At 73.4% G+C, this 22730-nt stretch carries 22 protein-coding genes and 1 riboswitch; of the genes, 16 read left to right on the top strand and 6 right to left on the bottom strand.

Annotated features, from left to right (window positions below; all coding sequences use genetic code 11):
* Positions 1 to 3: 3 nt before the first annotated feature.
* Complete coding sequence (locus tag E4622_RS08590) at positions 4 to 801, bottom strand: hypothetical protein (protein ID WP_134739802.1); 798 nt, start codon at positions 799 to 801, stop codon at positions 4 to 6.
* A gap of 64 nt (positions 802 to 865) precedes the next feature.
* Between E4622_RS08590 and otsB the strand changes: the two genes are divergently transcribed.
* From otsB to E4622_RS08570, 4 genes are all read left to right on the top strand, one after another.
* Positions 866 to 1711: a trehalose-phosphatase gene (otsB, locus tag E4622_RS08585; protein WP_134739801.1), complete on the top strand. Its 846-nt coding sequence runs from the start codon at positions 866 to 868 to the stop codon at positions 1709 to 1711.
* Positions 1712 to 1959: 248 nt separating this feature from the next.
* Positions 1960 to 4281 (top strand): endopeptidase La, encoded by a 2322-nt coding sequence (gene lon, locus E4622_RS08580; RefSeq protein WP_134739800.1) that lies wholly within the window; start codon positions 1960 to 1962, stop codon positions 4279 to 4281.
* A gap of 97 nt (positions 4282 to 4378) precedes the next feature.
* A riboswitch (SAM riboswitch) is annotated at positions 4379 to 4511 on the top strand.
* Positions 4512 to 4521: 10 nt separating this feature from the next.
* Complete coding sequence (gene thrC / locus E4622_RS08575) at positions 4522 to 5805, top strand: threonine synthase (RefSeq protein ID WP_134739799.1); 1284 nt, start codon at positions 4522 to 4524, stop codon at positions 5803 to 5805.
* A gap of 40 nt (positions 5806 to 5845) precedes the next feature.
* Positions 5846 to 6121 (top strand): MoaD/ThiS family protein, encoded by a 276-nt coding sequence (locus E4622_RS08570; RefSeq protein ID WP_134739798.1) that lies wholly within the window; start codon positions 5846 to 5848, stop codon positions 6119 to 6121.
* Here the strand turns inward: E4622_RS08570 and E4622_RS08565 are convergent.
* From E4622_RS08565 to E4622_RS08555, 3 genes are all read right to left on the bottom strand, one after another.
* Entirely contained in the window at positions 6096 to 7283 is a 1188-nt protein-coding gene (locus E4622_RS08565; RefSeq protein ID WP_245156011.1) for a DUF6596 domain-containing protein, read from the bottom strand. The genes E4622_RS08570 and E4622_RS08565 overlap by 26 nt on opposite strands.
* Positions 7284 to 7354: 71 nt before the next feature.
* Positions 7355 to 7708, bottom strand: a complete 354-nt coding sequence (locus E4622_RS08560) for a YciI family protein (RefSeq protein WP_245155951.1) — start codon at positions 7706 to 7708, stop codon at positions 7355 to 7357.
* Positions 7705 to 8073, bottom strand: a complete 369-nt coding sequence (locus E4622_RS08555; protein WP_167736021.1) for a YciI family protein — start codon at positions 8071 to 8073, stop codon at positions 7705 to 7707. Before E4622_RS08555 ends, E4622_RS08560 begins: the two co-directional genes overlap by 4 nt.
* Positions 8074 to 8164: 91 nt before the next feature.
* Here E4622_RS08555 and E4622_RS08550 point away from each other — a divergent pair, with 91 nt between their 5' ends.
* The 4 genes from E4622_RS08550 to groL all read left to right on the top strand — a co-directional run bounded on the left by E4622_RS08550 (position 8165) and on the right by groL (position 12587).
* Positions 8165 to 9004, top strand: a complete 840-nt coding sequence (locus tag E4622_RS08550; protein ID WP_134739796.1) for a hypothetical protein — start codon at positions 8165 to 8167, stop codon at positions 9002 to 9004.
* A gap of 56 nt (positions 9005 to 9060) precedes the next feature.
* On the top strand, positions 9061 to 9561 hold the full coding sequence (locus E4622_RS08545; RefSeq protein ID WP_134739795.1) for a SigE family RNA polymerase sigma factor: 501 nt from the start codon (positions 9061 to 9063) through the stop codon (positions 9559 to 9561).
* A complete protein-coding gene (locus tag E4622_RS08540) occupies positions 9558 to 10757 on the top strand; it encodes a hypothetical protein (protein WP_134739794.1) in 1200 nt (399 codons plus the stop codon). Before E4622_RS08545 ends, E4622_RS08540 begins: the two co-directional genes overlap by 4 nt.
* 198 nt (positions 10758 to 10955) lie before the next feature.
* Positions 10956 to 12587, top strand: a complete 1632-nt coding sequence (groL, locus tag E4622_RS08535; RefSeq protein WP_134739793.1) for a chaperonin GroEL — start codon at positions 10956 to 10958, stop codon at positions 12585 to 12587.
* 328 nt (positions 12588 to 12915) lie between these two features.
* Here groL and E4622_RS08530 read toward each other — a convergent pair whose 3' ends face one another.
* A complete protein-coding gene (locus tag E4622_RS08530) occupies positions 12916 to 14730 on the bottom strand; it encodes a serine/threonine-protein kinase (RefSeq protein ID WP_134739792.1) in 1815 nt (604 codons plus the stop codon).
* Between the two features lie 284 nt (positions 14731 to 15014).
* Here E4622_RS08530 and E4622_RS08525 point away from each other — a divergent pair, with 284 nt between their 5' ends.
* The 3 genes from E4622_RS08525 to E4622_RS23115 are packed head-to-tail and all read left to right on the top strand — an operon-like array spanning position 15015 to position 16809.
* Positions 15015 to 15581 carry a sigma-70 family RNA polymerase sigma factor gene (locus E4622_RS08525; protein WP_134739791.1) on the top strand — a complete coding sequence of 189 codons (567 nt, stop codon included), beginning with the start codon at positions 15015 to 15017 and terminating at the stop codon, positions 15579 to 15581.
* Positions 15578 to 16261 carry a hypothetical protein gene (locus E4622_RS23120; protein WP_167736020.1) on the top strand — a complete coding sequence of 228 codons (684 nt, stop codon included), beginning with the start codon at positions 15578 to 15580 and terminating at the stop codon, positions 16259 to 16261. The genes E4622_RS08525 and E4622_RS23120 overlap by 4 nt, the downstream gene beginning before the upstream one ends.
* Positions 16258 to 16809 carry a nucleotidyltransferase family protein gene (locus E4622_RS23115; protein ID WP_167736019.1) on the top strand — a complete coding sequence of 184 codons (552 nt, stop codon included), beginning with the start codon at positions 16258 to 16260 and terminating at the stop codon, positions 16807 to 16809. The genes E4622_RS23120 and E4622_RS23115 overlap by 4 nt, the downstream gene beginning before the upstream one ends.
* Here E4622_RS23115 and E4622_RS08515 read toward each other — a convergent pair.
* Positions 16806 to 17060 (bottom strand): DUF3253 domain-containing protein, encoded by a 255-nt coding sequence (locus tag E4622_RS08515; protein ID WP_134739790.1) that lies wholly within the window; start codon positions 17058 to 17060, stop codon positions 16806 to 16808. The genes E4622_RS23115 and E4622_RS08515 overlap by 4 nt on opposite strands.
* Before the next feature lie 73 nt (positions 17061 to 17133).
* Between E4622_RS08515 and E4622_RS08510 the strand changes: the two genes are divergently transcribed.
* The 5 genes from E4622_RS08510 (at position 17134) to E4622_RS08490 (ending at position 22611) form a co-directional block, all read left to right on the top strand.
* Positions 17134 to 18006: a MoxR family ATPase gene (locus E4622_RS08510; RefSeq protein ID WP_134739789.1), complete on the top strand. Its 873-nt coding sequence runs from the start codon at positions 17134 to 17136 to the stop codon at positions 18004 to 18006.
* The gene (locus E4622_RS08505; protein WP_134739788.1) at positions 18003 to 19109 is read left to right on the top strand and encodes a VWA domain-containing protein; all 1107 of its coding nucleotides are present in this window, start codon (positions 18003 to 18005) and stop codon (positions 19107 to 19109) included. Before E4622_RS08510 ends, E4622_RS08505 begins: the two co-directional genes overlap by 4 nt.
* On the top strand, positions 19102 to 20241 hold the full coding sequence (locus E4622_RS08500) for an XdhC/CoxI family protein (RefSeq protein ID WP_134739787.1): 1140 nt from the start codon (positions 19102 to 19104) through the stop codon (positions 20239 to 20241). The genes E4622_RS08505 and E4622_RS08500 overlap by 8 nt, the downstream gene beginning before the upstream one ends.
* Positions 20238 to 21293: an alpha/beta fold hydrolase gene (locus E4622_RS08495; protein ID WP_134739786.1), complete on the top strand. Its 1056-nt coding sequence runs from the start codon at positions 20238 to 20240 to the stop codon at positions 21291 to 21293. The genes E4622_RS08500 and E4622_RS08495 overlap by 4 nt, the downstream gene beginning before the upstream one ends.
* Before the next feature lie 82 nt (positions 21294 to 21375).
* Positions 21376 to 22611, top strand: a complete 1236-nt coding sequence (locus E4622_RS08490; protein ID WP_134739785.1) for a transcriptional regulator — start codon at positions 21376 to 21378, stop codon at positions 22609 to 22611.
* Positions 22612 to 22730 lie beyond the last annotated feature (119 nt).

Raw genomic sequence — 22730 nt, 5'->3', positions numbered from 1 at the left:
CCCCTAGAAGTCGGTCCGCTCGCGCACCCGCATGCGGTGGTAGCGCGCGTCGGTGTCGAAGAACAGGTCGAACCCGTCGACCAGCAGGTGGTCGCACACGGTCCTCGTGAGGCACGACGTGGCCGCCTCCGCGACGATCGGGCTCAGCCCGAGCACGGTCGCCGCCTCGGCCAGCTCGCCGGCGGACTCAGCGACGACGCGGGCCTCTCCGGGGATGCCCCAGACCAGGGTGCGCCCGCCGCGGCTGCCGGGCAGCGTGCAGTAGGCCGCCTCGTCGTCCTGGCAGGACCATCCTCGTCGGACCAGGCTCTGGCGCAGCCGCGGGAGCTCCAGCTGACGCAGCACCGGCACCCGCCCACCCGCGCGGAACCCGTCGCCCGCCGCCGACCGGCAGCTCCGGAGCGTCACGCCCTCCAGCGGCGGCACCTGAGCCTGCAGGTCCGGGGACTCGACCTCGCCGAGGAACGCCTCGGAGAACGCCGGCGCGACGCCGGCCTCCGGTCCGCAGTAGGCGACACCGAGGACCTGCTCCCCGTCCTCGGAGCTGGCGATCGTCACCGTGTCGGCGATCGCGTCGGGGTAGCGGCCCGGCCGCGTGCAGGCGACGTACGCCGACGTGTCCGGCACCGCCTCCCGGCAGGTGTAGCCCAGGTCGACCACCCGGTCAATGAAGTCGTCCCGCTCCGCCCCGGTCAGCGTCACCTGCGTCGGCTCGGGGGGCGGCTCTCGCGTCTGCTCCTCCGCCGAGCACCCGGACGCGACGAGGACGCACGCGGCCAGGACGGTCAGGGTGAGTCGCATGCAGGGGAGCCTGCCGCGGGGGACACCTGAGCAAACCCACCGCCCGGCATGGTTGGGTTGGCGGGTGGATTTCACATCGAGTGCCGGTGAGCAGAAGTACGCCGCCCTGGTACGCGCCGCGGCCGAGACCGTCATCGGGCTCGACTTCGACGGCACCCTGTCGCCGATCGTCGAGGACCCCTCGCAGGCCCACATCCACCCCGACGCCGGTGAGGTGCTCCTGGCGCTCGCCGCCCAGGTGTCCGCCATCGCGGTGATCACCGGGCGCCCGGCCCGCCAGGCGCTCGACCTCGGCGGGCTCGAGGAGGTCGGCAACGCCATCGGCGACGCCGGCAAGGAGCTCTACCTCTTCGGCCAGTACGGCAACGAGCGCTGGAGCTCGACCAACCGCCGCGTCATCGGCCCCCGCCCTCCCGCCGGCCTCGCCAGCTTCGAGCGGGAGCTGCCCCGCGTGCTGCGCCGCGCCGACGCCGCCGACGCCCACGTCGAGGACAAGGTGCTCTCGGTGGCCATCCACACCCGGCGCCTGCCCGAGCCCGAGGCCGCCTTCCGCCGGCTGCTCCCCGACCTCGAGGACCTCGCCGCCCGCCACGACCTGGTCATCGAGCCCGGGCGCCAGGTGATCGAGGTCCGCTCGGCCGGCGTCCACAAGGGCCAGGTCGTGGCGCGGCTCGCCGAGGACCTCCGCGCCGGCGGCTTCCTCTTCGCCGGCGACGACCTGGGCGACATCGAGGCCTTCGAGGCCGTCGCCGCCCTCGAGAAGCAGGGCCTGGCCACCCTCCGGGTCTGCTCGGCCTCCGACGAGGAGAGCCGCCTCAAGGACCTCGCCGACGTCGTCGTCTCCGGCCCCGACGGCGTCCTCGACCTCCTCCGCCAGCTCGCCGCCGACGCCGCCGGGCTGCGGGCGTAGCCCGCGCGGCAGGGTTTTCAGCAGATGCTGAAAACCCCTCGCTTCTGGGCCGAAATAGCGGCCCAGAAGCGAGGGAAAAGGCCCAGAACCTACCGCCCGGCCCAGGCTCGCGCACGCCACCGACCGCGGCCGCACGCGGTCGGCACCCCCTCGCGTTCGCTCAGGACGAACAGCGGAACACCGTCCCCGGGTCAGAGGTTGAGTCGATCACGCTCAACGTTTGATCTCTCCCTTGAAAGAGGCGCCGCATGTCCGTCACCCGTCTGCCTGTGTTGTTCGTCAACGACCTCGTCGTGCTGCCCGGCATGGTCGTCCCCATCGAGCTCGACGAGGCCGCGCAGGCCGCGGTCGACGCCGCGCGTGCCGGCAGCGAGAGCCGGCTGCTGGTCGCCCCGCGGCTGGAGGACCGCTACGCCTCGTACGGCGTGGTGGCCACGATCGAGCGGGTCGGGAAGTTCGCGGGCGGGTCGCCCGCGGCCGTGCTGCGGGCCGAGACCCGCGCCCGGATCGGGGCCGGTGTGACCGGCCCGGGTGCGGCGCTGTGGGTCGAGGTGGAGCCGGTGGAGGAGACCGTCACCGACCGGGCCCGCGAGCTGGCCGAGGAGTACAAGCGGCTGGTCGTGGCCGTGCTGCAGCGCCGCGAGGCCTGGCAGGTCATCGACTCGGTGCACCAGATGACCGACCCCAGCGCGATCGCCGACGCCGCCGGCTACGCGCCGTACCTCACCGGCGAGCAGAAGCGCGAGCTGCTCGAGACCCCCGACATCGAGAAGCGGCTCGAGATCGTCATCGCCTGGACGCGCGAGCACCTCGCCGAGGCCGAGCTCACCGACAAGATCGGGGCGGAGGTGCGCGAGGGGATGGAGAAGACCCAGCGCGAGTACCTGCTGCGCCAGCAGCTCGCCGCCATCCGCAAGGAGCTGGGCGAGGGCGAGCCCGAGGGGGCCGACGACTACCGCGGCCGCGTCGAGGCCGCCGACGTCCCCGACCACGTCCGTGAGGCGCTCCTGCGCGAGGTCGACAAGCTCGAGCGCTCCAGCGACCAGAGCCCCGAGACGTCCTGGATCCGCACGTGGCTCGACACGGTGCTCGACCTGCCGTGGTCGGTGCGCACCGAGGACTCCACCGACGTCGCCGCCGCGCGCGCCGTGCTCGACGCCGACCACCACGGCCTCGACGAGGTGAAGGAGCGGATCGTGGAGTACCTCGCCGTCCGCGCCCGTCGTGCCTCCCGCGGGCTCGAGGTCGTCGGTGGCCGTGGCTCCGGCGCGGTGATCCTGCTGGCCGGTCCTCCGGGAGTCGGCAAGACCTCGCTGGGCGAGTCCGTCGCCCGGGCGCTGGACCGCAAGTTCGTGCGCGTCGCGCTCGGCGGCGTCCGCGACGAGGCGGAGATCCGTGGTCACCGGCGGACCTACGTCGGCGCGCTGCCCGGCCGGATCGTGCGCGCGATCAAGGAGTCCGGCTCGATGAACCCGGTCGTGCTGCTCGACGAGGTCGACAAGGTCGGCGCCGAGGGCTACCGCGGCGACCCCGCCGCGGCGCTGCTCGAGGTGCTCGACCCGGCGCAGAACCACACCTTCCGCGACCACTACCTCGAGCTCGACCTGGACCTCTCGGACGTGCTGTTCATCGCCACGGCCAACGTGGTGGAGCAGATCCCCGGCCCGCTCCTGGACCGCATGGAGATGGTCACCCTCGACGGCTACACCGAGGACGACAAGGTCGCCATCGCCCGCGACTTCCTGCTGCCCCGGCAGCTGGAGCGCGCGGCGCTGACCGCCGAGGAGGTCACGGTCAGCGACGCCGCCCTCCACGAGCTGGCCGCCGACTACACCCGCGAGGCGGGCGTGCGGCAGATGGAGCGGCTGCTCGCCAAGGCGCTGCGCAAGGCGGCGACCCGGCTCGCGACGACGGAGGCCACCACGGTGGAGATCGACGTGGCCGACCTCAAGGAGCTCGTCGGCCGCCCGCGCTTCACCCCCGAGGCGCACGAGCGCACCTCGGTGCCCGGCGTGGCGACCGGCCTGGCCGTCACGGGCATGGGCGGTGACGTCCTCTTCATCGAGGCCTCCGCCCACGAGGGCACCGCGGGGCTGACGCTCACCGGTCAGCTCGGCGACGTGATGAAGGAGTCGGCCCAGATCGCGCTGTCGTTCGTCCGTGCCCACGCGGGGGAGCTCGGCGTCGACCCGGCGTTCTTCGACCGGGCGATCCACGTGCACGTGCCCGCCGGCGCCACGCCCAAGGACGGTCCGTCCGCGGGCATCACCATGGTCACGGCGCTGACGTCGCTCGCCACCGGGCGACCGGTGCGCTCGGAGGTCGGCATGACCGGGGAGGTCACCCTCAACGGCCGGGTGCTGCCCATCGGCGGCCTGAAGCAGAAGCTGCTCGCCGCCCAGCGCAACGGCCTGACCGAGGTCTTCGTGCCGCTGCGCAACGAGCCGGACCTCGACGACGTGCCCGCGGAGGTGCTGGAGACGGTCACCGTCCACGTCGTCGGAGACGTGCTCGACGTGGTCCGCGGGGCCCTGGTGCCCGAGGCGGAGGCGCACACCGCGGCGGCCTGACCGCCGTACGTCGGGGCGCGTCTCGCGGCGTGGACGGAGGGTCCAGCATCCGGACCCGATGTGCACATCGTGAGACGCGCCCCGTACTGTTTCACCCAGCTCATCAAGAGGGACTGAGGGTACGGCCCAGTGAAGTCCCGGCAACCGCCGCGTGCTCCCTGCCATCGTGCAGTCGCGGAAACGGTGCTAATTCCGTCCCGGCGCGAGGTACGTGCCGGGGAAGATGAGAAGGAGGATCACATGAGCGCCGTCATCGCCGAGCAGGCCGAGACCACCAACACCCCCACCATCCGCGAGGGTGCCTTCGGCAACGCCCGGGCCCTCAGCTGCCGCGAGTGCGGCCACGAGGTCGAGCTGGGCCCGCACTACGCGTGCATGGAGTGCTTCGGCCCCCTCGAGATCGCCTACGACTTCCCCGCGGTGACCCGCGAGGAGATCGAGGCCGGCCCGCGCAACATCTGGCGCTACAAGGCGCTGCTGCCGGTCCCCACCGACATCGAGCAGAGCCCCAACATGGAGCCCGGCTTCACCCGGCTGCTCAAGGCCGGCAACCTCGGCCGCGAGCTCGGGATCGACAACCTGTGGGTCAAGGACGACAGCACCAACCCCACCAACTCCTTCAAGGACCGCGTCGTCGCCTGCGCGCTGAGCGCGGCCACGGAGTTCGGCTCCAAGGTCTTCGCGTGTCCGTCCACGGGCAACCTCGCCAACGCGGTCGCTGCCGCCGGCGCCCGCGCCGGGATCAAGACCGTGGTCTTCATCCCCAGCAACCTCGAGAAGCCCAAGCAGGTCAACTCCGCGGTGTTCACCGAGTCGCTCGTCGCCGTCAACGGCAACTACGACGACGTCAACAAGCTCGCCTCCGAGATCGCGGGCGAGGAGGACGGCTGGGCGTTCGTCAACGTCAACGTCCGGCCCTACTACGCCGAGGGCTCCAAGACCCTGGGCTACGAGATCGCCGAGCAGCTCGGCTGGCGCCTGCCCGACCAGATCGTCATCCCGGTCGCCTCCGGCTCCCAGCTGACCAAGGTGCACAAGGCCTTCCAGGAGCTGATCAAGCTCGGGCTGGTCGAGGACAAGCCCTACAAGGTCTACGGCGCGCAGGCCGAAGGCTGCTCGCCCGTCTCCGCGGCCTACAAGGGCGGCACCGACGCGATCCGCCCGGTCAAGCCCGACACGATCGCCAAGAGCCTCGCGATCGGCAACCCCGCCGACGGCATCTACGTGCTCGACATCTGCCGCCAGACCGGCGGCGCCGTCGAGGACATCACCGACGACGAGGTGCGCCAGGGCATCGTCCTGCTGGCCCGCACCGAGGGCATCTTCACCGAGACCGCCGGCGGCACCACGGTCGGCGTCCTGAAGAAGCTCGTCGAGACCGGCCAGCTCGACACCACGCTCGAGACCGTCGTCATCAACACCGGCCACGGCCTCAAGACCCTCGACGCGGTCTCCGACGCGGTCGGCCCGGTCGCGACCATCGAGCCGTCGTACGCCGCCTTCGTCAAGACCGGTCTGGCCTGAGCCGGACCGACCCCGACAGACCGAGAGCCAGGAGCCACCCGTGAGCGTTTCCGTCCGCGTCCCCACCATCCTTCGCACCTACACCGGCGGGGAGTCCGAGGTCAGCGCCACGGGCGCCACCCTCGGCGAGGTGCTGGACGACCTGGAGGCCAGCTACACGGGCATCAAGGCGCGCATCCTCGACGACAACGGCGCCCTGCGCCGCTTCGTCAACGTCTACGTCGGCAACGAGGACGTGCGCTTCCTCGAGGACCTCGCCACGCCCACGCCCGACGGCACCCAGGTCTCGGTCATCCCGGCGGTCGCCGGGGGCTGAGCCTCTCGCGGCGCCGCCGCAGGAACGCCGCCTCCGCGTCGTTCTCACAGGCCGCGAGCGCTTCGTCGTACGCCGCCCGGGCATCGGCGGCGCGGCCGGCGCGCGCCAGCAGCTCCGCGCGTACGGCGGGCAGGCGGTGGCCCGGCAGCGCGAGACCCGCCAGCGCCGCGAGACCGGCCAAGGGCCCGTCCGCCTCGGCCACCGCGACCGCGCGGTTGAGCCGGACCACGGGGGTGTCGGTGAGCTCGAGGAGCTCGTCGTAGTGGCGCACGATGCGGGGCCAGGCGGTGTCCTCGGCCCGGCGCGCGATGGCGTGCTCTCCTGCGATGAGCGCCTGCAGGAGCAGCGGTGTCGCGGGCTTCGCGGCCAAGGGCGTCAGCAGCCGCAGCGCCTCGGCGGCCTCGTCGTGGTGCCAGCGGGACCGGTCCTGGTCGGGCAGCAGCACGAGGTCGCCGTCGACGACCCGCGCGTGGCGCCGGGAGTGCTGGAGCAGCATCAGCGCGAGCAGGGCGTCGAGGTCGTCGCTCGGCGCCAGGGCGCGCACGACCCGCACGAGGCGGATAGCCTCGGCGGCGACGTCCGCGCGCAGCACGTCCTCGCCGGTGCCCGGCGCGTAGCCGGCGGTGAACGCGAGGTAGGCGACGTCGGCCACCGAGGCGAGGCGCGCCTCGAGGGCGGCGCCGGTGGGCAGCGCGAACGACGCGCCCGCCAGCCGCTTGCGGGCACGGGTCAGGCGCGCGGCCATCGTCGTCGTGCTCACCAGGAACAGCCGCGCGATGTCGCCCGTCGGCACGCCCATCACCAGGCGCAGCGTCAGCGCCGCGGCCGCCTCCGGTGCCAGGTCGGGATGGCTGCACAGCAGCACCAGCCGCAGCCGCTCGTCGCCGAGCTCGCCGGGCGCTCCGGGATGGGCCCCCACCGAGGTCATGGTCCGCTGCGCCTCCTCGGTCAGGTCGGCCTCGACGGCGAGCAGCGGCAGCTTGCGGGCGGCCACGGCCTCGGCGCGCAGCCGGTCGAGGATGCGACGGCGCGCGGCGGTCAGCAGCCACGCCGCCGGGTTGTCCGGCACGCCGTCGGCGCGCCAGGTGCGGGCCGCCGCCTCGAAGGCGTCGGCCAGGCCGTCCTCGGCGAGTTCCAGGCGCCGGTACTGCGCGACGAGCAGGGCGAGCAGCCGGCCCCACTCGTCGCGCAGCGCCCGCTCGAGGGCCGCCTCGCTGACGTCGTCGACGGCGCTCAGTCGAAGACCACGTCCACGACGGGGCGCACCTCGATCGTGTACGCCGGCGGCAGGAGCGCGGCGAGCTCGACCGCGACCTCGTGCGACGGCAGCTCCACGAGGTAGAAGCCGCCGGTCTGCTCGACCGTCTCGGCGTACGGCCCGTCGGTCACGGCGCGCTCGGGACCGGGCCCGACGGTCCTCGCCTCCGAGGGTGCGGCGAGCGCCTCGCCGCCCAGGACCGCGCCGCGCTCCTTCACGGCCGCGTCGAAGGCGTGGAAGCACTCGAACACCGCCTGCCGCTCGTTCTCGTCGGCGGCGTCCCAGCGGGCGAAGTGGTCCTCCTCGGCCATGAGCACCAGGAACTTCACGGGGACACCGCCTTGGCCCGGACCTCGATGGCGCCCTCGCCGCGGGCGAGGATGCGGCACACGTCGACCAGGTCGTCGAGGTCGGAGGACTCCACGACGTAGAAGCCCGTCAGCTGCTCGGTCGCCTCGGCGTAGGGGCCGTCGGTCACGGTCGTCGAGCCGTCGGAGGCCGTGCGCAGGGTCCGCGCCTCCCGTGAGGGGCCGAGCTCGAGCCCTCCGGTGATCGTGTGGCCGCGTGCCTCGAGAGCTGCGGAGAACTCCTCGTGGACGGCGTAGACCGCCCGCCGCTCCTCCTCGGAGGCGGCCTCCCAGGCGGACTCGTCGCCGGGCAGGAGGACGACGTAGGTGGTGCTGGTCTCGGTCATGGGGGACCTCTCGCTTCGTTGCTGTCGGATTCTGACACCCCCATGACGGGCGAGACAGCCCTGGATCGACAGGGGTGACAGTCTTGGCGGCATGACCGTCCCGCTCTTCCTGCTGGCCACCGACCGCGCTCACGAGGAGGGCGAGCTCGGGCACGCGGTGCTCGACGCGGCGTTCGCCGAGCGCGGCGTCCGCAGCAGGTGGGCGGTGTGGGACGACCCGTCGGTCGACTGGGCGGAGGCGTCGCTGGTGGCGGTGCGCTCGACCTGGGATTACGAGGACCGGCTCGCGGACTTCCTGGCCTGGGCCGAGGGGGTGGGGCCGCGCCTGCTCCACGGCGCCGACGTCTTCCGGTGGAACACCGACAAGGCCTACCTCGTCGAGCTCGCGGGCCTCGGGTCCGTGCCGGTGGTCCCGACCGAGGTGCCGGCCACGGTGGCCGACCTGCGCGCCGCCGTCGCCCGCGTCATGCCGGCGGTGGTCAAGCCGCGCGTGGGCGCGGGCGGGCGTGGCCTGGTCGTCGTCCGCGACGAGTCGTGGGGGCCGGCGGGCGAGCCCGGCTCGTGGGTGGTGCAGCCGCTGGTGCCCTCGGTGCAGCGGGAGGGCGAGGAGTCGGTGTTCGTGATCGACGGGCGGGCGGTGAGCCAGGTGCACAAGGTGGCCGGCGCCGACGACGTGCGCGTGCACGAGGAGTACGGCGGCACCTCCTCGCTCGCGGACCTCTCCCCGGAGGCGGCCGGGATCGCCGAGGCCGCGACCGCCGCCACGTCGGAGCTGGTGGGTCGCGAGATCGTCTACGCCCGGATCGACCTGCTGCGCCACGAGGGCGAGCTCAAGGTCAGCGAGGTCGAGGTGACCGAGCCCGGCCTCTACCTCGACGTGATCCCCGACAACGCCCGGCTCTTCGCCGACGCCCTGGTCTCGCGGCTCTGACCCTCCAACCATCCGGGCCCGCCGTGCGTTGATGGGGTGAGGACGGACGGAGGACCGTGGACGACCACGAGGCATTCACGCGGTGGGCGGGCGAGCGGCAGCTCGCGCTGCTGCGGACCGCCGTACTCGTCACGGGCGACCACCACCGCGCCGAGGACCTCGTCCAGGAGGCGCTGACCAAGGTGGCCGTGCGGTGGCGGCGGCTGCGCGACGGCAACCCGGAGGCCTACGCCCGCCAGGTGATCGTGCGCGACAACATCTCGTGGTGGCGCAAGCACCGCCGCGAGCTGGTCGCCGACGTGCCCGACCGCAGTGACGCCTCCGACGGCTACGGCGTGGCCGACCGTCGCCGACTGCTGGACGAGGCGCTGGGCGCGCTGACCCCTCGGCAGCGCGCCGTCATCGTGCTGCGCTACTACGACGACCTGCCCGAGCGCGAGACCGCCGAGGTGCTGGGCGTGGGCGTCGGCACCGTCAAGAGCCAGACCCACCTCGCGCTGCGCCGCCTGCGCGAGGCCGCCCCCGAGCTCGCCGACCTGCTCCAGGAGCTGAGATGACCACCGAGAACCTGAGGGACCTCCTGCACGAGCAGGTGGCCGACGTGACCATGCCCGACGTCTCGGACGCGGCCTGGCGCCGGGCGCAGCGGGTACGCCGCCGGCGGACCCTCGCCGTCATGGCCGGCGCGGCCGCGGCGGTCGTCGGGGTGGCCGGCGTCGTGACCGTGCTCGACGACGACCCGGGGCGCTCCTCGCCCGGGCCGGCCACGTCCTCGCCCGCGCCCCCGACCTCGCCGGCCACGGCCACCGGCCCCGACGTGACCAGCGCGAGGCCCGACACCCGCCTCGACGGCGCACCGGTCTACTTCTCGCCCACGCCCGCGCAGGAGGACGCGCTGCCGGTCATGGACCTGGCCCGCCCGCCGCTGCCCGAGGTGGTCGACCTGTCCGCCGACGCCCGGCCGGTCGAGACCGACCCGGTCGACCGCGCCGAGGCCGCGTTCGCGGTCTCCGACGACCGCGGCGGCTCACGTGTGGTGCTGGTCGCGCCCGACGGCTCCTACCGCACGCTCGACGTGTCCCGGCTCGAGCCGGTGACGCACGAGGACGGCTACGAGGGTCCGCCCACCGGGGACTCGATGCTCTCGCCCACCGGCGCCTACCTGCAGTTCCCCCAGGACGGGCACCTGATGGTCTACGACCTGGGCCTGCGCGAGTGGCGACGGGTCGGCACCGGCGCGAACGTCACCGAGCACGCGACCTGGGCCAACGACACCCAGGTCTACCTGCGGCCACGGGCGACGGGCGGGGAGGGGCCCGTCTACGACATCGAGAGGGGGGAGTCCAGCGGGCGGATGCGCTACGACGCACCGTCGGGCGGCCTGGACCTCGGCGCCGGCGCGACGCCGTACGGACGGCACCGCACGGGCCCGGCCGGGGACGCCCAGTCCTGGTACGCCGACGTCGCGCTCTCCCTCCCGGAGGGCCGCCTTGACGGCCCCGAGGTGCTGGTGGCGACGTCCGGGCGGCCGAGCGTGCTGGCCTTCACCGCCGGGACCGAGCGCTGGAAGGCCTGCTGTCCCGTCGCGAGCTGGGCCAACCAGCGGGTCATCGTCTACGAGTCGCGCCGCGAGGCACCCCAGCTCGTCGCCTGGTGGGTGGGCACGCACCGCTTCGAGACGGTGTCGCGCATCGTCGGGTTCACGCCCGGCGAGGAGGTCTTTGCGGGCAGCTACGCGCGGTGGTGGATGTGACCCGATCGTTTGCACTCGCCTTGCCCGAGTGCTAAACATGAGGTTGGCACTCTCCTCATGAGAGTGACAACTTTCCCCGGACCGGGGAGCTGAGGTCCGAAGCGCCGGCGAGAAGGGTTTGCCGGGCAGCCTGACCGTCCGTCGCGGGCAGCGAACCGGTCCGTCCACAGCTCTGAAGTGCGAAGGATCGCAGCAGATATGTCGAAGCTGATCGCTTTCAACGAAGAGGCCCGGCGCGGCCTGGAGCGTGGCATGAACACGCTCGCAGACGCCGTCAAGGTCACCCTCGGTCCCAAGGGCCGCAACGTCGTGCTCGAGAAGAAGTGGGGCGCCCCGACGATCACCAACGATGGTGTGTCCATCGCCAAGGAGATCGAGCTCGAGGACCCCTACGAGAAGATCGGTGCCGAGCTCGTCAAGGAGGTCGCCAAGAAGACGGACGACGTCGCTGGCGACGGCACCACCACCGCCACCGTGCTCGCCCAGGCGATGGTCCGCGAGGGCCTGCGCAACGTCGCGGCCGGCGCCAACCCGATGGGCCTCAAGCGGGGCATCGAGGCCGCCGTCGACGCCGTCTCGGCGCAGCTGTCCGCCATGGCCGTCGAGATCGAGACCAAGGCCCAGATCGCGTCCACCGCGTCGATCTCCGCCGCCGACACCACCGTGGGCGAGATCATCGCCGAGGCGATGGACAAGGTCGGCAAGGAGGGCGTGATCACGGTCGAGGAGTCCAACACCTTCGGCCTCGACCTCGAGCTGACCGAGGGTATGCGGTTCGACAAGGGCTACATCTCGGCCTACTTCGTGACCGACCCCGAGCGCATGGAGACGGTCCTCGAGGACCCCTACGTCCTCATCGCCAACCAGAAGATCTCCTCGGTCAAGGACCTGCTGCCGCTCCTCGAGAAGGTCATGCAGTCGGGCAAGCCCCTGCTGATCCTCGCCGAGGACGTCGACGGCGAGGCCCTGTCCACGCTGGTCGTCAACAAGATCCGTGGCACCTTCAAGTCCGTCGCCGTCAAGGCCCCGGGCTTCGGTGACCGCCGCAAGGCCATGCTGCAGGACATCGCGATCCTGACCGGCGGCCAGGTCATCTCGGAGGAGGTCGGCCTCAAGCTGGAGTCGACCGGCATCGAGCTGCTCGGCCAGGCCCGCAAGGTCGTCATCACCAAGGACGAGACCACCATCGTCGAGGGCTCGGGCGACGCCGACCAGATCGCCGGCCGGGTCAACCAGATCCGCGCCGAGATCGAGAAGTCGGACTCCGACTACGACCGCGAGAAGCTGCAGGAGCGCCTGGCCAAGCTGGCCGGCGGCGTGGCGGTCATCAAGGTCGGCGCGGCCACCGAGGTCGAGCTCAAGGAGCGCAAGCACCGCATCGAGGACGCCGTTCGCAACGCGAAGGCGGCCGTCGAGGAGGGCATCGTCGCCGGTGGCGGCGTGGCGCTCGTGCAGGCTGCGGTCGTCGCGTTCGACAAGCTGGACCTCACGGGTGACGAGGCGACCGGTGCCAACATCGTGCGCGTCGCGACCGAGGCCCCGCTCAAGCAGATCGCCATCAACGCCGGCCTCGAGGGCGGCGTCGTGTCCGAGAAGGTGCGCAACCTGCCTTCCGGCCAGGGCCTCAACGCGGCCACGGGCGAGTACGTCGACATGATCGCCGAGGGCATCATCGACCCGGCGAAGGTCACGCGCTCCGCGCTGCAGAACGCCGCCTCCATCGCGGCGCTCTTCCTCACCACCGAGGCCGTCGTGGCCGACAAGCCGGAGAAGGCCGCGCCCATGGGCGGCGGCGACCCGACCGGCGGCATGGGCGGCATGGACTTCTGACGGCCCGCCTCCCCGCGGCGCAGCCGCGGGGAAGCGACCGGCAGGTCGAGGAGCGTCGGCACGGATCGGGCGGAGCCCGGGACGTGCGACGCGTCTCGAGACCCAGCCAGCTCTGCAGCACGACCCAGCATCGAGCACCATCCAGCAGGGCCTCCGCTTCGGCGGGGGCCCTGTCGGCGTTGCGGGCGGCGTACGGCAGCGCAGTTTCCCCAAGGTATGCAGCCGAGCCGTCACTTCCCTCGGTGTGCAGCCCCCGGGAAGTGACAGCTTCCCTGCATACCTTGGGGAAACTGCAGGGCGGCGACTCGCACCGACCGACCCGAGCGGCTCAGCGCCAGCGGAACGACACGGTGACCGGGTCGATGTCGGCGCGCCGCTTCTCCAGGGGGTCGACCTTGCTGTGCTGGAAGGTGATCCGGTAGAGGAACTTGCCGCGCTGCACGAACCACGACTCCTCGGCGAAGGAGAAGCCGGTCTTGGAGTTGGAGTAGACGCCGCGCACGCGGGCGGCCTGCTCGCCGTCGAGCCAGCCCGGCTTCAGCTTGTCCTGGCCGATCAGCTTGATCTCGGGGTTGTTGTCGGCCAGCGCCTGCACCGCACCCATGGCGACGAGCTCGAGCAGGCTCAGCGAGGACAGCGGGAAGCGCGGCTCGGTGCGCTCGAGGAAGACCGAGGAGTAGTAGCCCTCGTAGTCGGAGTAGTCGCGCGAGCCCACGCCGTTGTTGGGGATCTTGGTCTCGGTGACCCGGCCCCAGCCGGCGGGGGCGCGCATCTCGGCCTTGCCGACCGCGAGCTTGATGCCCGTGGCGGGCGGCACGTCCGGGTACGTCGGCTTCGGCCCCGTGCTGGTGGGAGGCGGTGGGGGAGCGCTGACCGTGGGCAGGCTCGGGTCGATCTCGATCGTGGGCGAGTCGGTGGGGGACTCGGTGGGGGACTCGGTGGGGTCGCTGCTGGACCCGGTCGAGGTGGGCTCCGAGGAGGACGTCGAGGTGGTGGTCGGGTCGTCGTCGGACCCCTGGTTCGCGACGACGGCGACGGTCCCGGCCACGAGGGCGACGGCGGCGGCCACCACGAGCGCCGTGCGCCGGCCGCTGCGCGACGGCGCGGGCGGCGGCGGTCGGAACGGCAGCATCGTCGGCGCCGACGGGTGGGACGGGTGGGACGGGTACGACGGCCGCGGGGGCGACGGCGGCGGCGGAGAGAAGTGCGCCGGGTGGGAGGGGCTCGAGGGCTGCGACGGCGGCGGGGGAGGGGGCGGGCCGGGTGACGTCGAGCGGTGCGGCACCAGCGGCGGGTGCGGGGTGGTCTGCGCCAGGCGCGCCAGCTGCTGCAGGTCCGCGCGCATGGCGGCGGCCGTGGGGTAGCGCTGGGCGGGCTCCTTGGCCATCGCGCGCTGCAGCACGTCGTTGACGCCGCGCGCGACCGGCGAGGTGTCGGCGAGCTGCGGCACCGGGTCGCTGATGTGGCTCATGGCGATCTGTACGTCGCTGCCGGCGTACGGCGTGGCGTTGGTCAGGGCCGTCCACAGCACGCACCCGAGGGCGTAGAGGTCGGCGCTCGGGGTGGCCGGCTCGCCGCGGAGCCGCTCGGGGGCGAGGTAGGCGAACGTGCCGGCGACCGCCCCGGGGGCCGTGAGCCCGGGGCTGCGGTCCTGGGCGATGCCGAAGTCGCAGAGGTAGGCGAACACGTCGGTGGCGTCGCCGTTGCGCAGCAGCACGTTGCTGGGCTTGAGGTCGCGGTGCACGATCCCGGCGGCGTGGGCGTCGGCGAGCGCCCAGGCGAGCTGGCCCACGATGAGCGCGGCGGGCGCGGTGGGCACCGAGCCGTGGCGCCGCATGGCCTCGCTGAGGTCCCCGCCGGCGACGTACTGCGTGGCGATGTAGAGGCAGCCGTCCTGCTCGCCGTGGTCGAACACCTGGATGATGTGCGGCGAGTCCAGGCGCGCCAGCACTGACGCCTCGTGGGCGAACCGGCGCCGGTAGTCGGGCTGCTCGGCCAGCTCGGGGGCCAGCACCTTGAGGGCGACGGTGCGTGACAGCCCGCGCTGCTCGGCGGCGAACACCACGCCCATGCCGCCGCGGCCGAGGGTGCCGGTGATGCGGTAGCCACCGAACTCCTCGCCCACCGAGGGGAAGCGGGCCATCTCGTCTCCTCCGTCGCGGGCGGTCCAGCGAGGGAAACCTATCCGTTGTGCGGCGTGCTGAAACACGGTGGGTTGATCGGGGGCGGGAACGGCGAGGAGTTTCACCGGGTACCCGGTGAAACTCACGCTTCCGGTACGAAGTTTCACACCGGAAGCGTGAGTTCCGTACGGGCAGTGGGGCGGGTGGGGCGACAGTGCCACTACGGCGCCGCCACGGCGCGTACGGCGGGTGCTGGCGGGCCGTCGGGGTGCGGGGCGTCGGCGGGGCGTGTGAGGGTGGGGGCGTGGCGAACGACGACTCTCGGGCGACGGAGCGGCGCGCGCGGTTCGAGGCCCTGGCGCCCGAGCTCGTGGAGCCGCTGCGGCGCTTCCTGGCCCGGCGCACCGACGCAGCGACCGCCGAGGACGTGCTGAGCGAGACCCTGCTGGTGTGCTGGCGGCGCCTCGACGACGTACCCGCCGATGCCGCGCTGCCCTGGGCGTACGGCGTCGCCCGCCACTGCCTGGCCAACGCGCAGCGCTCCGCGCGCCGTCAGGGCCGTCTGGCCGCCAAGGTCGCGACCGTGGACCCGCCCGCCGAGACCAGCCCCGGACCGGGCGGCCCCGACGGCCACGACGGCGACGACCGGCTGCACGCGGCGCTGGTCCGGCTGACCGACACCGAGGCCGAGCTCATCCGCCTGTGGGCGTGGGAGCAGCTGACCCCCTCCGAGATCGCCGGCGTCATGGACCTGACGCCCAACGCGGTGAGCATCCGCCTGCACCGCGCCCGCGAGAAGCTGAAAGAGATCATGCGAAAGGACGCGACCGCGTCCGGACATGAGGAGTCGACGGAAGGAAGGACACCGTGAACGACGACGAGCTGCAGCAGCGACTCCGGGCGATCGACCCGGCGTCCGACCTGACCCCGGCGGACCCCGCCCGGGTGGCCCGACTCCTGGAGGACACCATGAACACCGACCTCACCGACACGTCCACCGAAAGCACCGGCCCCGGCACGGGCCCCGGCGCCCCCGGCCGCACAGCCCGCCGCCGCGGCCCCCTCACCTGGGTGGTCGCGGCCGCCGCCGTCCTCATCGCCGGGGTCGGCGTGTTCAGCCTGCTCGGCAACGACCCCGAGTCCGACGACGTGCCCTCGGCGACGGGCAGCAGCTCGGCGTCGGAAGGTGCCACGACCACGTCGCCCACCGTCACCGAGCTCGGTGCTCCCGCCGCCGCGAACGCCAAGTGCATGGTGCCCAACGCCGAGCTGCTGTCCACCGCGCAGGTCGCCTTCTCGGGCACGGTCGCCTCGGTCGCCGCCGACCGGGTCACGATCGTGCCCGACCGCTTCTACGCCGGCGAGCCGACCGACAGCGTCGAGGTCGAGGCTCCGCCCGAGCTGATGACGGCCCTGGTCGGCGCCGTGTCGTTCGAGGAGGGCCAGCGCTACCTCGTCAGCGCCAACGACGGCCAGGTCACCGTGTGCGGCTTCAGCGGGCCGTTCAGCCCCGACCTGGAGGCGCTCTACGTCGAGGCGTTCCCCGGGTGAGCACCGCCGGCCTGCTGCTCGCGGCCGGCGCCGGCAGCCGCATGGGGATGCCCAAGGCGCTGGTCCACGACGGCGAGGAGTCCTGGCTGGCCCGCGGCGTGCAGGTGCTGCGCGACGGCGGCTGCGACGACGTGACGGTCGTGCTCGGCGCCGCGGCCGACGAGGCGATGCGGCTGCTCGACGGTCTGGGCGTCGACGTCGCGATCGCCGCCGACTGGGCCGAGGGGATGTCGGCCTCGCTGCGCGCCGGGCTCGCTGCGCTCCCCGCCGACGCCGACGCCGCCGTGGTGCTGCTCGTCGACCTGCCCGACGTCACCCCCGAGGTCGTACGGCGTGTGGTCGCCGCCGGCGCGGGGCCGGGCGACCTCGCCCGCGCGTCCTACGACGGCAGGCCGGGCCACCCCGTCCTCCTCGGGCGGGCCCACTGGCCGGCCGTGCGCGAGTCCGCGGCCGGCGACCACGGCGCCCGCGACTACCTCGCCTCGGCGGGCGCCCGGGCCGTCGAGTGCGGCGACCTCGCCACGGGCCGCGACGTCGACTCGCGCTAGCGCCGCCGGATCCGCACCGGCCCACGGGCCGTCGCCAGGTCCACGACCTCGCCGCCCTGGGTGACGTCGACCTCGCCGGCGTCCACGAGCCGCTGGGCGGCGCGCCTGGTCGGCTCCATCAGGTCGCGCCAGCCGTCCTCCGGCCCGACGGCGCGGGCGGCGTCGGAGGGGCAGATCGTCGCGCCCGGCGCACGACGCGACAGCAGGTCGAGGATCGTGGCCTCCAGCCGCGCGTCGGTCTCCTCGCCCATGCCTCCAGTCTGCCGTCCCGGTCCTGAGGCCACGCCAACCCGCGGCCAACGCCTCCCCGGCTAGATTCGGGTCATGGAGTCCGCGTCCGCCCACGCCCTCGCCGCGCAGCTCGGCGAGACCGGCTATCTCTGCGACGACTCCCTGGCGACGGTCGCGTTCCTGGCGCTGCGCATGGAGCGCCCGCTGCTGCTCGAGGGCGAGCCCGGCACGGGCAAGACCGCGCTCGCCGAGGCGATCGCCGAGAGCCTCGGGCTGCCGCTCGTCCGCCTCCAGTGCTACGAGGGCATCGACGCCACCCAGGCGCTCTACGACTGGGACTTCCCGCGCCAGATCCTGCACCTGCGCGCCCTCGAGGCCGCCGGCGGCGCCGACGTCGAGGAGGCCGAGAAGAGCCTCTACGACGAGCGCTTCCTGCTCGCGCGCCCGGTGCTCGCCGCGCTGCAGCAGAGCCCGGCCGTGCTGCTGGTCGACGAGGTGGACCGTGCCGACGACGAGTTCGAGGCGTTCCTGCTGGAGGTGCTGTCCACCTACCAGGTGAGCATCCCCGAGCTCGGCACCGTCAAGGCCGCCACTCCGCCCATCGTGGTGCTCACCTCCAACCGCACCCGCGAGCTGCACGACGCCCTCAAGCGGCGCTGCCTCTACCACTGGATCGACCACCCCGGTCTCGAGCGCGAGGTCGAGATCCTGCGCTCCCGCGCCCCCGAGGTGCCCGCGCTGCTGGCCCGCCAGGTCGCCACCGTCGTGCAGCAGCTGCGCGACCGCCACGACCTGGAGAAGCCGCCGGGCGTGGCGGAGACGCTCGACTGGGCGCGGGCGCTGCACCACCTCGGCACCGTGGAGCTGGACCTGGCGTCGGCCGCGCGCACGCTCGGAGCGCTGGTGAAGTACCGCGAGGACACCGAGCGGGTCCGCCAGGCGCTCGACCAGATGCTGCGCGCATGAGCCCGGTCCGCCACGAGGTCGACGAGGTGCTCGTCGGGTTCACCCGCGCGCTGCGCGCGGCCGGGGTCCCGGTCACCCAGGACCGTGCCCAGACCTTCGTCGAGGCCGTCTCGATCGTCGGCGTCGACGACCAGCGCGCCACCTACACAGCAGGGCGGGCCACCCTCTGCGGCTCCCCGGACGACCTCGTCCGCTACGACCAGGTCTTCACCGCGTGGTTCAACGCCCGCGACGGCCTGCCCCGTCCGCGGCCCGCCTCGCCGTCGGTGCCGTCCTTCTCCGACCTGCCGGCCGACGAGACCTCCGGCTCCGGCGAGGCCGCCGAGGAGACCGTCCACGCGCGCGCCAGCGCCGCCGAGGTGCTGCGCCAGCGCGACGTGGCCACCCTCTCGGCGGCCGAGAAGCACCGCCTCGACGCCATGTTCGCCACGCTGCGCCCGCGCGCACCGGTCCGCCGTACGGCGCGGCACCGGGGCTGGCACCGCGGCCAGGTCGACGCCTCCCGCACGCTGCGGGCCAGCCTGCGCAGGCTCGGGGAGCCGGCGGTGATCGAGTGGCGGCGCCGGGCCGTGCGGCCGCGGCGGGTCGTGCTCCTGGTCGACGTGTCCGGCTCGATGAACGGCTACGCCGACGCGCTGCTGCGCCTCGCCCACCGGATCTCGCAGGGGCCCGGCGTCGTGGAGACGTTCACGGTCGGCACCCGCCTGACCCACCTCACGCGCGCCCTGCACAACCGCGACGCCGAGCGGGCGCTCGTCGCCGCAGGCGAGGCCGTCCCCGACTGGTCGGGCGGCACCCGCCTGGGGGAGACCCTGCAGGTGTTCCTCGACCGCTGGGGCCGACGCGGCATGGCCCGCGGCGCCGTCGTCGTGGTGTTCAGCGACGGCTGGGAGCGCGGCGACGCCGCCCTGCTGGGGGCGCAGATGGCGCGCCTGCGCCGGGTCGCCCACCGGGTCGTGTGGGTCAACCCCCACCGCGGCAAGGAGGGCTACGAGCCCGTGCAGCAGGGCGTGCTCGCGGTCCTGCCGCACGTGGACGACTTCGTCGCCGGCCACTCGCTGGCGACGTTCGCGGAGGTCCTGGAGGTGGTGGCCCGTGCGTGACGTCCTCGAGGACCTGATGAAGCGCTGGGAGGCCGGCGAGGAGGTCGGCGTCGGCACCGTCGTGGCGACGTTCCGCTCCGCACCCCGCCCGCCCGGCGCCTCGATGCTGGTGCTGGGCGACGGCGCGGCCGTCGGCTCGGTCTCCGGCGGCTGCGTGGAGGGCGCGGTCTACGACCTCGCCCAGTCGGTGGTCACCTCGGGCGAGCCCGTCCTGGAGCGCTACGGCGTCAGCGACGACGATGCCTTCGCGGTCGGCCTGACGTGCGGGGGCATCCTCGACGTCTTCGTCGAGAAGGTCTCGCGCGAGACCTTCCCCGACCTCGGCGACCTCGCCGCCGACATCGAGGCCGGCACGCCGGTCGCGCTGGCCACGGTCATCGACCACCCCGACCCCGAGCGGATCGGGCGCCGGATGGTCGTGCGCGCCGACCGGGCCGACTGCACCGGCGGCCTCGGCTCGTCGCGCGCCGACGACGCGGTGCACGACGACGCCCTCGGGCTGCTCGCGTCCGGCACCAACGCGACCCTCACCTACGGCGCCGACGGCGAGCGCCGCGGCGAGGGCATGCGGGTCTTCGTCTGGGCCTTCGCCCCCAAGCCGCGGCTGCTGGTGTTCGGTGCCATCGACTTCGCCGCCGCGGTCGCGCGGGTCGGCGGCTTCCTGGGCTACCAGGTCACCGTCTGCGACGCCCGCCCCGTCTTCGCCACCACCAGCCGCTTCCCCGACGCCCACGAGGTGGTCGTCGACTGGCCGCACCGCTACCTCCAGGCCGAGCAGGCGGCGGGCCGCCTCGACGGGCGGACCGTGATCACGGTCCTCACCCACGACCCCAAGTTCGACGTGCCGCTCCTCGAGGTCGCCCTGCGGCTGCCGGAGGTCGCCTACGTCGGCGCCATGGGCTCGCGCCGTACCCACGACGACCGGATCGCCCGCCTGCAGGAGGTCGGCCTCACCGACGTCGAGCTGGCGCGGCTCTCCAGCCCGATCGGCCTCGACCTCGGCGCGCGCACTCCCGAGGAGACGGCGATCAGCATCGCCGCGGAGATCATCGCCGGCCGCTGGGGTGGCAGCGGCGAGCGCCTGGCCGCCACCGGCGGCCGCATCCACCGCGACATCGACCACGCGCCATGAGGCGCTCGGCCGGTTGGCTCGCCCTGGTCCTGCTGCTGCCGCTTGCCGCGTGCAGCACCGACACCGAGGAGCGCGGGCTCCAACCGTCCGAGGAGTCGCCGAGCACGAGCCCGTCCGCCACCCCGTCGCCGCCGAGCACCTCGGCCCCCTCCGTGCCACCGGCGCCGGAGGACACCCTGCCGCCGGTCACCGGCCCCCGCTCGCTACCCGGCCTGATGCGCGAGGAGTTCCGGCCGAGCCGGGTCCGCTACGGCGACGTCATCGAGGAGACCGACCGCTACACCCGCAACGAGGTCACCTACCGCAGCGGCGACGTGACCGTGTCCGGCATCCTGCTGCGCCCGCGCGGTCGCGGACCGTTCCCCGGGATCGTCCTCAACCACGGCTACATCGAGCCGTCGGTCTACACCAGCGGTCAGGGCCTCGCCCGCGAGCAGGTCGCCCTGGCCGATGCCGGGTTCGCGGTGCTGCACACCGACTACCGCGGCCACGCCGGCTCCGACCCCGCCAGCCCGCTGTCGCGCGAGACGCGGCTGGGCTACACGCGCGACGCGATCCACGCCGTGCTGGCGCTGGAGCGCGAGCCGTACGTCGACGAGGACCGGATGGCGATGCTGGGGCGCTCGATGGGCGGCGGCGTCACCATGAACGCGCTCGTCGTCGCGCCCGGGCTCGTCGACGCCGCCGTCATCTACGCCTCGGTGTCCTCGCGCTACCTCGACAACGTGCGCCACTTCGCCGAGCCCGAGCGCCCCGACGAGGTCGCGGCCCTCTACGACGAGCTCGGCAGCCCTGAGGGGTCGCCCGAGGTCTACGCCGGACTCTCCGCCCGGCGCTACTTCGACCGCATCACCGAACCGGTCCTGGCGCACCACGCCGACACCGACGAGGTGTGCCCGTTCCCCTGGGCCCTCGACACGCAGAACGCGATGCGGCGAGCCGGCGTGGACAGCCGGCTCGAGGTCTACGAGGGCGAGGCGCACGCGTTCACCTTCGACTGGCAGCGCTCGATGGACCGCACGATCCAGTTCCTGCGCCGCCGCCTGCGCTGACCGTGCGAGGGCGCTGATGCGTGTGTGACCCACGTCACCGCGCCGGTGCTACGTTGGCGCCACACCAGGAACGGGGGTAGCCATGGGCCGCGGTGACCTGCGCGACCGCAAGCGTGAGGCGATGCGCGCCTGGACCACGTTCGTCGAGAGCGGCGACCTGGCCGAGCCCGTCGTACGGCCCGAGATCCTGACCAGCTGGACCCGCTCCACGGCCGCGATCACGCCCGACGTCACCGAGGCGCCGCTCGCCGACGAGGACGAGACGGCTTCGATCTGGAAGGACTCGCCGCTGCAGGCGGCGGTCGAGAACGTCGAGGCCGAGCTGCGCCGCACGGCCGAGGACGGCGACCTCGTGCTCGCCGTCACCGACGCCGAGACCCGCATCCTGTGGACCTACGGCGGTCGGGTGATGCGCCGCAAGGCCGAGACCGTCAACTTCGTGGCCGGCGGGCGCTGGGACGACCAGTCGATGGGGACCAACGCCCTCGACCTCGCCAACCGGCTGGGCGAGCCGTCGATGGTGTTCAGCGCCGAGCACTACGCCTCGATCGTCCACAACTGGGTGTGCTGGGCCGCGCCGGTCGTCGACCCGGCCACCGGTCTGCAGCTCGGCGTCCTGGACCTGTCGACCACCTGGGACCGCACCCACCCCATCGGCCTCGCCACTGCCCGCGTGATGGCGCGCCTGATCGAGTCGGCGCTGCCGAAGTCGTCGCAGCACCCCTCCGCGCTGGCCGACGACCTCACCCAGGACCCGGGCCTGGTGATGACCCTGCTCGGCACCGCAGAGGTGCGCCTCGACGGCCAGCGGCTGCTGCTCAACCGCCGCCAGACCGAGGTCCTCGCCCTGCTCGCCCTCCACCCCGAGGGCCTCTCGCTCGAGCAGCTGCACGCCCTGGTCTACGGCGACCAGGCCGTCACCTTCTCCACGCTCAAGGCTGAGGTCTCCCACCTGCGGGCCGCCCTCGGCGGCCAGCTCTCCTCGCGCCCCTACCGGCTGCTGATGCCGGTCGCCACCGACGTCGAGCACGTCCTCGCCCTGCTCCGCGGTGGCCACGTCGCCGCGGCCGTCGACGCCTACGGCGGCGACCTGCTCCCCGGCACCAACTCGCCCGCGCTCGGCGACCTCGCCGAGTACGTCGCGGTCGCGGTCCGCGAGGCGCTGCTCGTCGACCCGGTCCCCGACGCCGTGGTCCGCTACAGCGAGCTGGCGCCGTACGACAGCCAGGTGATCGAGGTCTGCCTCGCCCGCCTGGCCGGCACCACCCACCCCGCCGTCCCGCTGCTCAAGGGCCGGCTGGCGGTCGCTGCGCGCTGAGCAGGGTTTTCAGCAGATGCTGAAAACCCGGCGCCTCCGGGCCAGAACTCTGCCCCAGAAGCGCCGGTAAAGGCCCAGAACCTCACGCCCGCCGGGCCCGCGACCACGGACCTACCTTC

The organism is Nocardioides sp. 503, assembly GCF_004522095.1.
In the GTDB taxonomy this organism is placed as follows: Bacteria; Actinomycetota; Actinomycetes; order Propionibacteriales; family Nocardioidaceae; genus Nocardioides.
This window is presented reverse-complemented; position numbering and strand designations above follow the sequence as displayed.